Here is a 13,500-nt window from a genome sequence, read left to right on the forward strand (position 1 = left end):
CGCCTGACATATATGGCCACCCGACGTGTGAAAATCACTGCCCCTCACGGAGCGCACGCTCGCCCCGTAGCCGAGCTCGCACGGCTGGCGCTCGAGCATTCCGCGCCGGTGACGCTCACGACGCTGGACGGATCGAAGGTCGATCTGTCCAGCGTCCTCGCCGTCATGGACCTGGCGCTCAACCAGGGAGACGAGGTCGTCCTCGACACGTCATCGTCTGCCGATGCCCACGGGGTGCTCGACGCCATGGCTGCCGTCTTGGATCCGAACGGCTGAGGTGGAATCAGCCGTCGATAACTGCAACGAGCTCATCGAGCAGCGCCTCGAACGTGATGCCGCGGCGAACGATCCTTTGCACGCTGTCGCGTTCGCTGAACACTTCGACCAGTTGCTCGAAGATCGTCTGGAATGCGGTGCGATCACTCTCGCTGAACGCGGCGAGCGCGACAACCTGCACGCGTCCCTCTCCCCAGGCGACCGACCCGTCAGCCACGCCGATCGCGATGGCCGTGCGCTGAGCGGTCATCTGCAGCGCGTGCGGCACAGCCAGTGCATCCGTGAATGCCGTTGACGACATCCGTTCTCTGATGATCGTGTTCTCGACGTAGTCGTCGCCGATGAGCCCGGTATCCACGAGCAACCCGCCCAGTCGGCGAATGATGGCTTCGTCGCCCTCATCCGGTAGCGGGTAGATGTAGGCGTCAGCAACGAAATAGCGTGACAGCTCTTCGCGCAGGCGCATCAGCCGTCGTCCGCGACGTATACGTGCCGCAGTCTGCGACACCCGCTCGACATCGGCATCGGTGAGGAACGGCTGGATACGCACGTAGCGATCGCCGCTGGTACCCGGATCGATCGTGGTGAGTACCAGATCGGTGTCGATGCTCGCCCAATCCGGGTCGACGGTCGTCACGACACTGGTGACCTCGACCGAAGAACCCAGCGACCTGTCGACGCTCGAGCGCAGCAGTTCATGCAGCTCGTAGTAACCGGGGCAGACGATCGTCGCGGTGAGGATCGTCTCGGCCTTGCGACTGCGTTCGAGCCTGCCGCCGATATGCATGGCGATGTACGCGATCTCATCGTCATGAATCGGCGCACCCAGGCGGTCGTGCAGGCCGCTGGCGATCGACACCGCCACCTCGAAGATCATCGGATACGACGACTTCAGCGAACGGGTCAGCGGATTACGGGTCCATGCCTGCTCTTGCGCACGGCGCAGCAGATTCTGCACGTGCAGCGCGAGTCGCAGGATGAAAGCCTCGTCGACCAGGTCGACCTGATAGTCAGCGGCCGCCTGCACGATCTCGGCGCGGACAGCGGCATCGATTGCAGGATCGACACCGCTACGCACTGCTTCGGATGCCGCATTCTGCCCCGGCGCGATCGCCCGGGTCAGCACCAGCGTCGCCAGATGCGCACTGTCGCCGTCGCCGAGCGCAACGCCGAAGTGCTCCCCCGCAAGCCTGCTGATCACCGTGCCCAGCTTGGGAATCTCCTCCCAGGTGCCGGAGATCGGCGTTTCGAGGGCGCGACCGGCCGAGACGCGGTCGGCGGCGATCGCGATGTGCAACAGCACGTCAGAGATCGCAAGTTCGTTCACGTAATATCCGAGCTCGCCGAGCTCGCGCACGAAGGCGGTCTTGAATGGCCCCACTGCGTGCGCGGCGACAGTCGTTCCCGTCAGAGCGCGGCGGATGCTCTCCGGATGAAACGATCCGGCATCCATCTCGTCATGCGCCAACCTGCTCAGCAGGCGCCGCTGCGCGACCTCGGTGCCCTGGAGCCGAACGACCTCCCGGTCGCGTTCGATCCGCAGATCAGTGCCCCGCAGCTCCGCGCCCAGCAGGCCACGCACCCGAGCGAGGTCCGACTCCACGGTCGCCTCACTGACATGCATCCGCTCTGCGGTTTCGTAGATATCGATACCGTCAGACGCGTCGAGCAGCATCCGCACCAGCGCATGCAGCCGGTCACGCGGGGCGGATTCCCCCGTCACGCGGGTGCGCAGCGCGGCGTGAGCGCCGGGGCCCGGTCGGTAGCCGGCTGGGCCGGATTCGACCGCGTCGCCGTCGGCGGTGCGCACGTTCAGCGCGGCGACATACGAGCGGATGCTGCGCGGTGTCACACCGAGCGCATCGGCAAGGCTCGCCGCTGTCGCCCATTCGTCCTGACGAAGCAGAGCCTGCAGAAGCTGGTCTTGACGCTGGCGCGACATGATCCTCCCCAGAGCTCGGTCCGTTGCCTTCCCATGATGTCAGTACTGCGGCCGCCATGGGCCACAGCGGAAGGTTCCGCAGGGGCGGAAAGGAACGTGGTGGCATCCCTCTCAGTCTTTTCCCAGAATAGAGAACAGAAAGAGGTGGCATCAATGAGGATTCTGGTGGTGTGCGGCGCGGGCGCGTCCAGCACCTTCGTCGCCCAGCGACTTCGGCGTGCAGCATCCGCCGCCGGCCTCGATTGGGAGACCGCAGCCGGCACCGAGCAGACCATCTCCACCGCTTTCGCGGATCTCGTGCTCGTCGGCCCTCACCTCTCCGGCCATCTTGACGCGATCCACGCCGCAGCGCACGGACCGGTAGCCGTGCTCCCGGCCGATGTGTTCAGCGACCGCGACGGCACCCGCACACTCACGATCGCCCAGACCGCGATCTCAGATTCTTCATCGACTGCGAAGTCGACTGCGACCTCGACCGCGACTTCCACTGCGACTTCCACTGCGAAAGGAACATCATGACTGCTGTCTCACGAACCGTCCGGATCGGCTCCTCCCACGGGCTGCACGCCCGACCGGCGAAACTGTTTGCTCAGGCGGCCAAGGAGTCCGGCATCGCAGTGACGATCGCCAAGGACTCGGGCAAGCCGGTCAATGCGGCCAGCATCCTGGGCATCATCGCCCTCGGCCTCGATCACGGTGACTACGTGACGCTTTCGGCCGATGGAGACGGCGCCGAAGGCATCATCGACACGCTGACCGAACTGCTGACCACTGACCACGATCAGGAGTCAGCGGGATGACCGAGCTACGAGGAGTCGGCATCGGCCGTGGCGTCGCGCAGGGCCCTGTGGTCCGCATGGCCGAAGCGCTGCCCGCACCCGAGAACACACCCAGCACGCTCGGCGCCGACGCCGAGCGCACCCGTGCCCGTGACGCGGTGGCCGCAGTCGCCGCTGAGCTTCAGCAGCGCGCTGATGCCGCAGGCGGATCTGCTCAGGAGGTGCTCGAGGCCCAGGCGATGATCGCCGAGGACCCGACGCTCCAGGACGAGGTCGATGCGCGCATCGACAGTGGCGGCACCGCGGAATGGGCCGTGCACGACGCGTTCGCAGGCTTTCGCGCCACGCTGGAAGCAGTAGGCGGATACCTCGGCGAGCGCGCAGCCGACCTCGACGACATCGCCCAGCGCATCCTCGCCGAGCTGCGCGGCGTCGCAGCGCCCGGCGTGCCCGACCCTGGGCATCCATTCGTCCTGGTGGCGCGCGATCTCGCACCGGCAGACACTGCGCTGTTGAACCTCGACCAGGTGCTGGCTCTCATCACCAGCGATGGTGGCCCCACCTCGCACACGGCGATCCTCGCGAGGGAGAAGGGCATCGTCGCCATCGTCGGCGCCGCGGATGCGACCTCTCTGGAGAACGGCACGACCGTGATCGTGGATGCGGCGGCGGGCACAGTCACCACCGATCCCAGCGCCGAACAGCTTGACCGCGCCACACAGCGGGCCGCTGCACTGGGCGCAGCCCAGTCGGCACCGCCCACTCCCGGTGCGCTCGCCGATGGCACTGCGATCGCACTGCTGGCGAACCTCGGCAAGCCGGCCGATGCTGCCGATGCGGTGGCACGCGGCGCCGAGGGCGTTGGACTCTTCCGCACCGAGTTCCTGTTCCTCTCCGCCGCGCAGGCCCCGACAGTCGCGGAGCAGCGCGAGTCATATCGAGCGCTGCTCGCGGCTTTCCCCGGCAAGAAGGTCGTCGTGCGCATGCTCGATGCCGGCGCCGACAAGCCCCTCGCTTTTCTCAACGATGCGCACGAGGAGAACCCGGCACTGGGTATGCGTGGTCTTCGCTCATTGCGCGCGAGTGAAGACATCCTGCGCGAGCAGCTCACCGCGCTCGCCGAAGCGGATGCCCACACCGACGCCGATCTGTGGGTCATGGCGCCAATGGTGACGACGGTCGAGGAGACCGTGTACTTCACGAGCCTTGCTCGCGAGTTCGGACTGAAGACGGCGGGCGTCATGATCGAGGTGCCGGCAAGCGCACTTCTGGCAGACCGAGTGCTCGCGCACACGGACTTCGCCTCGATCGGCACGAACGACCTGACCCAGTACACGATGGCCGCTGACCGGATGCTTGGCTCCGTCGCGAGTTTCCAGGACCCGTGGCATCCCGCTGTGCTGCGCCTGGTCGGCGAGGTCGGCGCGGCCGGCATCAGAACCGGCAAGCCCGTCGGCATCTGCGGCGAGGCTGCGGCTGACCCGCTGCTCGCGGTTGTACTGGTGGGTTTGGGCGCCACGAGCCTGTCGATGGCTCCTGCTGCCCTCGCAGATGTTCGACTCGCGCTCTCTGAGCGCACCCTCGATGAGGCACGCAGCCTCGCCGAGTTGGCACTGGCGACGGACGACGCCGCGAGTGCCCGCAACGCCGTGGCTGACGCAGCCGCGGCCCTCCCCTCACATCAGAAAGAGACGACATCATGACGACGACGTCAACAGAGGCGCCGAAGAAGGGCGGCCTCCGAGTAGGCGTGCAGAAGTTTGGCACGTTCCTCTCCGGCATGGTCATGCCGAATATCGCGGCATTCATCGCCTGGGGCTTCATTACCGCGCTGTTCATCCCGGACGGCTGGCTCGGCAGCAACAGCCCGGTCGAGTCCTGGCAGTGGGCTGACTCCGCAATCCTCGGCGGCGGTGAGGTCGGCGGAGTGGACTACCCCGGCCTGGTCGGCCCGATGATCAACTACCTGCTGCCACTGCTCATCGCCTTCACCGGCGGACGGGTCGTGAACGGCCACCGCGGCGGTGTTGTCGGTGCGGTCGCCGCAATGGGCGTCATCATCGGCGCCACGGGAACGGTCATGTTCCTCGGCGCGATGATCGTCGGCCCGCTCGCCGCGCTCGTGCTGAAGTGGATCGAGAAGCCGTGGGAAGGAAAGATCAAACCCGGCTTCGAGATGCTGATCGACAACTTCTCCGCCGGCTTCGTCGCCTTCTTTATGGCGCTGGCATCATTCTTCTGGCTGGCACCGGTGATGAAGTGGATCACCGAGATCCTCGGTGGTGCGGTCGCCTGGCTGGTGGAGACCGGCCTGCTGCCCCTGGCAAGCATCATCGTGGAGCCGGCGAAGGTGCTGTTCCTGAACAACGCCATCAACCACGGCGTGTTCACCCCGCTCGGTACCGAGCAGGTGCAGGAGGTCGGCCGCAGCCTGCTGTTCCTCATCGAGGCCAACCCCGGCCCCGGTGCGGGCATGCTGCTCGCGATCACCGTCTTCGGTGTCGGCGTCGCACGCGCGACGGCACCTGGTGCATTCATCATCCAGTTCCTCGGTGGTATCCACGAGGTGTACTTCCCGTACGTACTCGCGAAGCCGGCCCTCATCCTGGGTCTGATCGCCGGTGGTGCAACCGGTGTGGCAACGAACATGATCTTCCAGTCCGGACTCGTCGCACCCGCGGCGCCGGGGTCGATCTTCGCGGTGCTCATTCAGACCGCACCCGGTAGCCACCTCGGCGTGATCTGCTCTGTGGTCTTCTCCGCAGCAGTCACGTTCGCGATCTGCGCCCCGATCCTGCTTGCATCGCGCAGGCGTGACATCGCGGCTGAAGCGGCCAGCGGTGACCCGCTCGCTGCCGCGATTGCGAAGACCGAGGCAAACAAGGGCAAGGCCTCCAGCACGCTGTCGAACCTGGCAGCATCGGCCACCACTACGACAGGTGCAGCGACCGCGCTTCTCACCGCCCCGCTCCAGAACATCGTGTTCGCGTGCGACGCCGGCATGGGCTCATCCGCCATGGGTGCGAGCGTGCTGCGCAACAAGCTGAAGAAGGCGGGCATCGAGGGCATCACGGTCACCAACCAGGCGATCGCAAACCTGGATGGCACTGCTGACCTGGTGATCACCCAGCAGCAGCTGACCGATCGCGCGAAGGAAAAGTCTCCGAACTCGATTCACGTTTCGGTGGACAATTTCATGAACTCCCCGAAGTATGAAGAGGTCGTCGAGATGGTGCGAGAGCAGAGGGAATCCGGCGAGTAATCCCATTTGGTGGGGCGGATGCCATCGCATCCGCCCCACCACCGAAAGAAGGAGACATCATGGGCGTTCTGACACTCGGCCAGGTCCGCATCCACTCAGGCTCTGCCACCCAGGATGAGGCGCTGCAAGAAGCCACCGACATCTTGGTCGCGGCAGGTGCTGTCACCGCTGACTACGTCGACGCGATGCGTCAGCGCGAGGAGACCGTATCGACCTTCATGGGCAACGGTCTCGCTATCCCGCACGGCACGAATGAGACGAAGGCGTCGATCCTCGATTCTGGGCTCTCTGTCGTGCGATATGACGGCGGCGTGGACTGGGCAGGCGATCAGGCCACGTTCGTCATCGGCATCGCCGGTCGCGGAGACGAGCATCTCGAGATCCTCTCCCAGATCGCGATCCTGTTCTCCGAGGAAGATGACGTCGCGAAGCTCAACGCTGCACAGACACCTGACGAGCTGTATGCGCTGCTCTCTGACGTCAATGAATCATGAGCGGTGAACGCGCAATGAAGGCCGTCCATTTCGGTGCGGGCAACATCGGCCGGGGCTTCGTCGGTCTGCTGCTGCATGAGGGCGGCTACGAGCTCGTCTTCTCGGACGTCGCCGATGCCCTGGTGGACGCGATCAACAACGTCGGCTCCTACACCGTGCACGAGGCGGGCCCCGGCGGTATCGATCGCGTTGTCACCGGCTTTCGCGCGGTGAACAGCAAGAACGATCCGGATGAGGTCGCCGCGGAAGTCGCGACGGCCGACGTCGTCACCTGCGCCGTCGGGCCGACCGTGCTGCGCTTCATCGCGCCGGCGATCGTCGCCGGACTCGCGCGTCGCTCCCCCGATCTCGCCCCGCTGACGATCATGGCGTGCGAGAACGCGATCGGCGCGACCGATCAGCTGCGTGCCGAGATCGAGAAGATCGCCGAAGACCCGTCGCTGCTAGCGCGCGCGGTGTTCGCCAACACCGCGGTCGATCGCATCGTTCCCGCACAGCCGGAGGGCGGCGGGGTCAATGTCACCGTCGAGCCGTACTTCGAGTGGGCGATCGAGGCGGGGCCCTTCAACGGTGACCTGCCGAGCATTCCCGGCGCACATTTCGTCGACGACCTCGGCCCGTATATCGAGCGCAAGCTGTTCACGGTGAACACCGGGCATGCGGCCACTGCGTACTTCGGTGCGCAGGCAGGGCATGAGCGTATCTCTGACGCACTCGCGGACCCGACGATCGCTGACAAGGTCGGCGCCGCACTCGAGGAGACTTCGGCCGTCCTCGTCGCCGTGCATGGGTTGGACCCTGCCGAACTGGCGGAGTACCGGGCGAAAATCTTGGAACGGTTCCGCAATCCTTCCCTCGTCGACACTGTTCAGCGGGTCGGACGCCAGCCACTGCGCAAGCTCTCGCGCCACGAGCGGTTCATCGGGCCCGCCGTCCAGGCAGCAGAGCGCGGCCTGTCCACCACCGCACTGGTGGAGGCTGTCGCGGCTGCCGTTGCCTTCGATGATCCCTCTGACGAGCAGTCCGTCGAGATGCAACGGATGCTGCGCAGCGAAGACGCCGATGTACTCACCTCGACCGTCACGGGTCTGGAGCCGGAGCATCCGCTCTTCACCGCCGTGCACGAGGTGTTCGCAAAACGTCAACAGGAACTGCACACGTTCTGAGCTGAACCGGGCACCCGCTCGGCGGCGGCGCTACGATCAACTCGGGGACACAGATCGAGCACACCGTCGTGCGGGGAGCAGAATGAGCAGATACGCCGTTATCGGCGCGGGCCCGTCAGGGTTGGCCGCAGCGCGAGCCTTGCAGAAGCAGGGCATCGAGATCGATGGCTACGAGGCCTCCCACGGCGTCGGCGGACTGTGGGACATCGATAATCCTCGCAGCACGATGTACGAGTCAGCGCACCTGATCTCATCGCGCACGACAACCGAGTTCACCGAGTTCCCGATGGCCACCCCCGTCGACTATCCGAATCACCGTGTGCTGCGCGAGTACTTCCAGTCCTACGCAGATCATTTCGGGTTGACCGCGCTGTTCCGCTTCGATAGCCGCGTCACCCGTCTCGAACCCCGGGGTGCCGGGTGGGATCTCACCGCCGCGTCCTCTGAAGGCGAGACCACCCGCTGGTACGCGGGTGTCATCCTCGCGAACGGCACACTCGCCGAGCCGAACATCCCCACCTTCGCCGGCGACTTCAGCGGCGAACTCATGCACACAAGTGCATATAAGGATGCCAGGCAACTCGATGGCAAGCGCGTACTGATCATCGGCGCGGGTAACTCCGGCTGTGACATCGCCGTGGATGCCGTGCACCACGCGGCATCCATCGACATGAGTGTGCGGCGCGGCTACTACTTCGTGCCGCGCTATCTGTTCGGCCGGCCCAGCGACACGTTGAACCAGGGCCGGCCGTTACCGGCGCGCATCAAGCAGGCCGTCGACTCCCGCGTGCTGAAGATGTTCACCGGGGACCCGGTGCGGTTCGGTTTCCCCAAGCCCGACTACCGCATCTACGAGTCGCATCCGATCGTGAACACCATGGTGCTGAACCACCTCGGCCAGGGCGACCTGCGCGTACGAGCAGACATCGCCCGCTTCGACGGGCACACCGTGCGTTTCCGCGATGGCAGCAGGGACGACTACGACGCCGTGCTGCTGGCGACCGGATACCACCTGGACTATCCCTTCGTGGATCGCGAGCATCTCTCCTGGCGTGGAGCCGCACCACGGCTGTTCCTGAACATCTTCCCCGCCGCCTTCAACGGGCTGTATGTGATGGGCATGATCGAGGCATCCGGCATCGGATGGCAGGGCCGTTTCGAGCAGGCAGAGCTGCTCGCCGCGTATCTCGCCGCGGTCGAGAACGCCCCCGACAGCGCAGCGCGTTTCCGGCAGCGAGTCACCGGCGCACCATGGCCAGATCTCACCGGTGGCTACCACTACCTGGGGCTGGAGCGGATGTCGTACTACGTCAACAAGGATGCCTATCGCGCGGCCATGCGCACCGAGCGCATGTCATTGGGGTCGATATGAACGTCGATGACGTCGTCCTCAGCTTCGCCCCCGGTTCGCTCACGATCCTGAACATCGTCCTCGGATTGATCATGCTCGGCATCGCATTGGACACCGCACCGAGCGATTTCCGAGTAGTGACGAAGCATCCCAAGCCGTTCATCATCGCGATCCTCGCTCAGCTTCTGCTGCTGCCCGCCGTCACCTTCCTGCTGACGCTCGTGCTGCCGGTGACTGCGTCCATGGCCATGGGAATGATCCTGGTGGCCTGCTGCCCGCCCGGCAATATTTCGCAGGTGCTCACGCACCGCTCCGGAGGCAATGTCGCACTGTCGGTATCGATGACAGCCGTCGGCAACCTGCTGTACATCATCGCCATGCCGCTGAGCATCGCCTTCTGGGGTTCTCTGCATCCGACGGCGAGCGCCGTGCTGCGTCAGGTCGCATTGGACCCGGTAAAGATGCTGCTGGAGATCGTCCTCATCATCGGATTGCCTTTCGCGGTCGGCCTGTTGGTGCGCGCGAAGCTTCCTCGGCTGGCTGCGAAGGTGCATCCGTTCGTGAAGTGGTTCAGCCTGATCGCTCTCGTTGGCTTCATCGTCGTGGCACTGATCGGCAATTGGTCCGTATTCGTACAGGTGCTGGGAATTATCCTTCTCGTCGTCACGATCCACGATGCCGTCGCGCTGCTTCTCGGCTACAGCACAGCGGTTCTGGGCGGCCTCGGCACCCGTGAGCGCAAGGCGATCACCTTCGAGGTCGGTATCCGCAACGCGGGTCTCGGGCTCGGCCTGGTGTTCGTGTTCTTCGATGGCCTCGGTGGCATGGCGATCGTGGCCGGATGGTGGGGCATCTGGGACATCATCGCTGGGCTCGTGGTTGCCGGGCTGTGGGCATGGCACACCAAGAGGCGCACCGGATCCGCGTCGGGTGATGCGACCAGCCACCGCACGGCGGCCAGCACATGAGCCGGGTTCTCATCACCGGAGGCAGCGGTTTTCTCGGCACGCATGTGGCCTCGATGCTCACGGTGCGCGAGAACGTAGAGATCGTCATCGCGGCGGATCTGCACACCGGCAGTGCACATCACGGCCACGCGCATGACGGCATCACGCACGTGGTGCTGGACGTGACGGATGCCGCGAGCATCGCTCCCGTGCTGCGTGAACACCACATCGACACCGTCGTGCACCTCGCCGCCATCGTCAATCCCGGCGCCGATGTCGACCTCGAATATCGCGTCGACGTGACCGGCACTGCGAATGTGCTGGCGGCGTGCGTCGAGACCGGGGTGTCGCGCATCGTCGTGTCGAGTTCCGGGGCCGCCTACGGTTATCACGCCGACAACCCGGAGTGGATCGACGAGTCACAGCCGGTACGCGGCAATGACGCCTTCCCCTATTCACGGCACAAGAGGCTGGTCGAGGAGATGCTCGCCGAGTACCGCCGTACGCATCCGGAACTGGAACAGGTGATCTTCCGCATCGGCACCATCCTCGGCCCAGACGTGCGTAATCAAATCACCGCGCTCTGGGATGGGCGGCGCATCCTGAGCATCACCGGCTCCGACTCCCCCTTCGTGTTCATCTGGGTCGACGATGTCGCCGCGGCCATGGTGCGCGCGGCGACGGACGGCCCAGCCGGTATCTTCAACGTCGCCGGCGACGGACGCCTCACAGTGTCCGAGATCGCGGCACGGCTGGGTAAGCCGCTGCTGACGATCCCGGCGTGGGCGCTGTCCGCCGCGCTCGGCGTCGGACGGACGCTGCGGCTGACACCCCACGGACCGGAGAAAGTGCCGTTTCTGCGTTACCGTCCGGTGCTGGCGAACGACCGGCTGAAGGACGATTTCGGATTCACCCCGACCCGAACCAGCCGCGAGGCTTTCGAGGAGTACCTGACGACGCACCCGCACGTCGCCGCACCCTCCCGCACTTAATCCATCGTCTCGATGAAAGACTGAAGAAAGTCATGTCACGCACACTTCCTCTCGGACCGGAGATTCCGGTTCCGGAGGGGGTTGGGGATGGCCGGTATGGGTCGATTCAGGATGATCATCATCTGTCTGGCGCTGTTGCTGGAGGGTATGAGCACGTCGGGAATCAATGTGCAGCTGGGGGCTCTGCGCACGGAACTCTCGCTCTCGGACGGCGAGCTTCAGCTCGTCGCGAGTGCGTTTCTCATCGCCTATGCAGGCCTCCTTCCGATCGCAGGAGCACTCGCCGACCGGCTCGACCGGCGGCGGGTGTTCCTCGCGGGCATCGCCCTGTTCGGCCTCGGCTGTGTGGTGTGTGCCGTGGCGCCCTCATCTGCCCTCTTGATTGTGGGCCGCGTCATCCAGGGCGCCGGCGCTGCGCTCAGCGCTCCCGCCGCACTCGCACTGATCACCGCCGGGCTGCCTGAGGGGGCAAGCCGCAACCGCGCCGTAGCTATCTACGGTGCGATGGGAGCGGTCGGCTTCTCGCTCGGCCTGGTCGTTCCCGGTGCTGCGGTGACGTGGTTCGGATGGCGCTGGAGTTTCCTCATCTCCGTCCCGGCCGTTGTGCTGGTCTTCGCTGCCACCTACGGCATCCGTTCGGCCAGTATCCGCGCACAGGGGCGCCCCGACATCATCGGTGCGGTGCTGCTCACCATCTGCCTGATGCTCACCGTGCACCTCGTCGGTGCCCTCACCGCTCTTGCGCCGCTCGCACTCGCGATCGAGGGGATCCTCATCATTCTGCTCGCGACGTGGCTGATCGCCAGGCGCGGCGTCCGTGACATCCCGAGGTCGGTCGTGTCGTCTCCCCGCGTGCGTGCCGCCTGCCTTGGGCTGGGTGGCCTCTTCGCCGGCGTCGTCGGATCAATGTATGCGCTCAGCCTCGGACTCAGCGATGGGCAGGGTGCGTCGGCGCTGGCGGTCGCACTGCTAATCGTGCCGCAACCCATCCTGTTCAGTCTCTCCGCCGGCGTCGGCGCACGCCTGGTCACCATGTGGGGCGCTCCGCGGGTGTTCGCTCTGGGAGCGGGCGTGTTCATCCTCAGCCTCCTCTGGCTGGGGTCCGCGCACGGCGCTCCGGTGTGGGTGGGGATCCTCCCTTCGATGGCCGGTGTCGGTATCTCACTCGGCCTGTGCTTCCCTGCCGCCTCCGTCGGAGCCGTGGATGCCACTCCTCCTGAAACGAGAGCGACGACGGCGGGCCTGCTCACCACAGCACAGAACATCGGAGGCGCAATGGGGATCGCCACACTCACAGCCCTCAGCGTCGTGCCAACCGCGGCATCCGGGCTGAGTATCGCTACGGCAATGTTCTGGTCTGCGGGGTTCGCTGCCACCGGACTTCTCGCCGCGGCGATCGTGCTGCTTCGTGCACGATTGCGCACGGATGCCGCCGCTGCTGCGACGGCAACGATGAAGGCTACGACAGCACGATGAATCTTCACGTTGCCACCGACCTGGACGGCACGATCGCGTTCGCCGGGCAACCGCCGCATCCGCTCATCCGTGCGGCATTGACCCGGATCGTGGCACGCGACGATGTCGCGCTCTCCGTCGCGACCGCACGCTCACCCCGCGTGATCAGTGAGTGGTTCGGAGACATCGCCAGCAGGCTCGGACGGGTGTGCTGCAACGGCGCGATCGTCGCGACGCCGACGACGGAGGTGCATCGACGCAGCCTTGATCCCTGGTTGGTACGAGAACTCGTGCTGCGGCTCAGGGAGCGCGGCGAGCGGTTCTGCGTGGAGTACGGAGATCGATTTGCCGCGAGCCACCCTGAAGCGCTTCCATGGATGGGGACGAAGGCTCGCATCACGCTCGCGCAGGCCTCGCCGTTGCTCGACGACGTCGTCAAGGTGAGTATCGCCACAGGCGCTGGGTGGGCCGAGGAGCTCGCCCTCCTCGCCGGAGCGGCGGGTGAGGTGTATCCGCATACGACCGGTGACGCCGATGTCGTGGCGCGCGGTGCGAACAAGGCCGATGGTATTCGACGGCTGCGCCGTAGCGGGGAATCGTTGCTCGCGCTCGGCAACGACGTCAATGACCGTGAGCTGCTGCTCACCGCCGACCGAGCGATCGTCGTCGGTGAGATGATGCCAGAGCTGGACGCCTACCCTCATGTGACACGCGTCGCCGCATCCTCCCGCGCTATCGTGGTTGCCCTTCGCCGTGCGATCCAGAAGCAGTCGAGTTCAATGCTCTTGTCGGCCGGGGGACGCCATTTGCGAGATATCTAGTCACTCTCACCGCCA

At 65.5% G+C, this 13,500-nt stretch carries 13 protein-coding genes; 12 read left to right on the forward strand and 1 reads right to left on the reverse strand.

From position 1 onward, the window contains the following. The first annotated feature begins 12 nt into the window (after positions 1-12). Positions 13-276 carry an HPr family phosphocarrier protein gene (locus ACSU1G_RS13865; protein ID WP_439280541.1) on the forward strand — a complete coding sequence of 88 codons (264 nt, stop codon included), beginning with the start codon at positions 13-15 and terminating at the stop codon, positions 274-276. Between the two features lie 7 nt (positions 277-283). Here ACSU1G_RS13865 and ACSU1G_RS13870 read toward each other — a convergent pair whose 3' ends face one another. Further along, positions 284-2,218 (reverse strand): BglG family transcription antiterminator, encoded by a 1,935-nt coding sequence (locus tag ACSU1G_RS13870; protein ID WP_439280542.1) that lies wholly within the window; start codon positions 2,216-2,218, stop codon positions 284-286. A gap of 153 nt (positions 2,219-2,371) precedes the next feature. Between ACSU1G_RS13870 and ACSU1G_RS13875 the strand changes: the two genes are divergently transcribed. The 11 genes from ACSU1G_RS13875 (at position 2,372) to ACSU1G_RS13925 (ending at position 13,485) form a co-directional block, all read left to right on the forward strand. Next, on the forward strand, positions 2,372-2,737 hold the full coding sequence (locus tag ACSU1G_RS13875; protein WP_439280543.1) for a PTS sugar transporter subunit IIB: 366 nt from the start codon (positions 2,372-2,374) through the stop codon (positions 2,735-2,737). After that, entirely contained in the window at positions 2,734-3,018 is a 285-nt protein-coding gene (locus ACSU1G_RS13880; protein WP_439280544.1) for an HPr family phosphocarrier protein, read from the forward strand. The genes ACSU1G_RS13875 and ACSU1G_RS13880 overlap by 4 nt, the downstream gene beginning before the upstream one ends. Next, positions 3,015-4,700, forward strand: a complete 1,686-nt coding sequence (gene ptsP, locus ACSU1G_RS13885) for a phosphoenolpyruvate--protein phosphotransferase (protein WP_439280545.1) — start codon at positions 3,015-3,017, stop codon at positions 4,698-4,700. The genes ACSU1G_RS13880 and ptsP overlap by 4 nt, the downstream gene beginning before the upstream one ends. After that, entirely contained in the window at positions 4,697-6,259 is a 1,563-nt protein-coding gene (locus ACSU1G_RS13890) for a PTS mannitol transporter subunit IICB (RefSeq protein WP_439280546.1), read from the forward strand. The genes ptsP and ACSU1G_RS13890 overlap by 4 nt, the downstream gene beginning before the upstream one ends. 59 nt (positions 6,260-6,318) lie before the next feature. Further along, positions 6,319-6,753 carry a PTS sugar transporter subunit IIA gene (locus ACSU1G_RS13895; protein WP_439280547.1) on the forward strand — a complete coding sequence of 145 codons (435 nt, stop codon included), beginning with the start codon at positions 6,319-6,321 and terminating at the stop codon, positions 6,751-6,753. A gap of 14 nt (positions 6,754-6,767) precedes the next feature. Next, on the forward strand, positions 6,768-7,919 hold the full coding sequence (locus ACSU1G_RS13900) for a mannitol-1-phosphate 5-dehydrogenase (RefSeq protein WP_439280886.1): 1,152 nt from the start codon (positions 6,768-6,770) through the stop codon (positions 7,917-7,919). 82 nt (positions 7,920-8,001) lie between these two features. After that, a complete protein-coding gene (locus tag ACSU1G_RS13905; RefSeq protein WP_439280548.1) occupies positions 8,002-9,291 on the forward strand; it encodes a flavin-containing monooxygenase in 1,290 nt (429 codons plus the stop codon). Then, a complete protein-coding gene (locus ACSU1G_RS13910) occupies positions 9,288-10,238 on the forward strand; it encodes a bile acid:sodium symporter family protein (protein ID WP_439280549.1) in 951 nt (316 codons plus the stop codon). The genes ACSU1G_RS13905 and ACSU1G_RS13910 overlap by 4 nt, the downstream gene beginning before the upstream one ends. Then, entirely contained in the window at positions 10,235-11,209 is a 975-nt protein-coding gene (locus tag ACSU1G_RS13915) for an SDR family oxidoreductase (protein WP_439280550.1), read from the forward strand. The genes ACSU1G_RS13910 and ACSU1G_RS13915 overlap by 4 nt, the downstream gene beginning before the upstream one ends. 111 nt (positions 11,210-11,320) lie before the next feature. Then, positions 11,321-12,685 carry an MFS transporter gene (locus ACSU1G_RS13920; RefSeq protein ID WP_439280887.1) on the forward strand — a complete coding sequence of 455 codons (1,365 nt, stop codon included), beginning with the start codon at positions 11,321-11,323 and terminating at the stop codon, positions 12,683-12,685. Next, complete coding sequence (locus tag ACSU1G_RS13925; protein ID WP_439280551.1) at positions 12,682-13,485, forward strand: HAD family hydrolase; 804 nt, start codon at positions 12,682-12,684, stop codon at positions 13,483-13,485. Before ACSU1G_RS13920 ends, ACSU1G_RS13925 begins: the two co-directional genes overlap by 4 nt. The last annotated feature ends 15 nt before the right edge of the window (positions 13,486-13,500 follow it).

Source organism: Microbacterium sp. A93 (assembly GCF_051842835.1).

What these genes read in the sequence shown, in the direction of transcription:
- ACSU1G_RS13895 (WP_439280547.1), top strand. Translation starts at nt 6,319, where the DNA reads ATGGGCGTTCTGACACTCGGCCAGGTCCGCATCCACTCAGGCTCTGCC.
- ACSU1G_RS13890 (WP_439280546.1), top strand. Translation starts at nt 4,697, where the DNA reads ATGACGACGACGTCAACAGAGGCGCCGAAGAAGGGCGGCCTCCGAGTA.
- ACSU1G_RS13920 (WP_439280887.1), top strand. Translation starts at nt 11,321, where the DNA reads ATGATCATCATCTGTCTGGCGCTGTTGCTGGAGGGTATGAGCACGTCG.
- ACSU1G_RS13925 (WP_439280551.1), top strand. Translation starts at nt 12,682, where the DNA reads ATGAATCTTCACGTTGCCACCGACCTGGACGGCACGATCGCGTTCGCC.
- ACSU1G_RS13880 (WP_439280544.1), top strand. Translation starts at nt 2,734, where the DNA reads ATGACTGCTGTCTCACGAACCGTCCGGATCGGCTCCTCCCACGGGCTG.
- ACSU1G_RS13900 (WP_439280886.1), top strand. Translation starts at nt 6,768, where the DNA reads ATGAAGGCCGTCCATTTCGGTGCGGGCAACATCGGCCGGGGCTTCGTC.
- ptsP (WP_439280545.1), top strand. Translation starts at nt 3,015, where the DNA reads ATGACCGAGCTACGAGGAGTCGGCATCGGCCGTGGCGTCGCGCAGGGC.
- ACSU1G_RS13910 (WP_439280549.1), top strand. Translation starts at nt 9,288, where the DNA reads ATGAACGTCGATGACGTCGTCCTCAGCTTCGCCCCCGGTTCGCTCACG.
- ACSU1G_RS13875 (WP_439280543.1), top strand. Translation starts at nt 2,372, where the DNA reads ATGAGGATTCTGGTGGTGTGCGGCGCGGGCGCGTCCAGCACCTTCGTC.
- ACSU1G_RS13915 (WP_439280550.1), top strand. Translation starts at nt 10,235, where the DNA reads ATGAGCCGGGTTCTCATCACCGGAGGCAGCGGTTTTCTCGGCACGCAT.
- ACSU1G_RS13905 (WP_439280548.1), top strand. Translation starts at nt 8,002, where the DNA reads ATGAGCAGATACGCCGTTATCGGCGCGGGCCCGTCAGGGTTGGCCGCA.
- ACSU1G_RS13870 (WP_439280542.1), bottom strand. Translation starts at nt 2,218, where the DNA reads ATGTCGCGCCAGCGTCAAGACCAGCTTCTGCAGGCTCTGCTTCGTCAG.
- ACSU1G_RS13865 (WP_439280541.1), top strand. Translation starts at nt 13, where the DNA reads ATGGCCACCCGACGTGTGAAAATCACTGCCCCTCACGGAGCGCACGCT.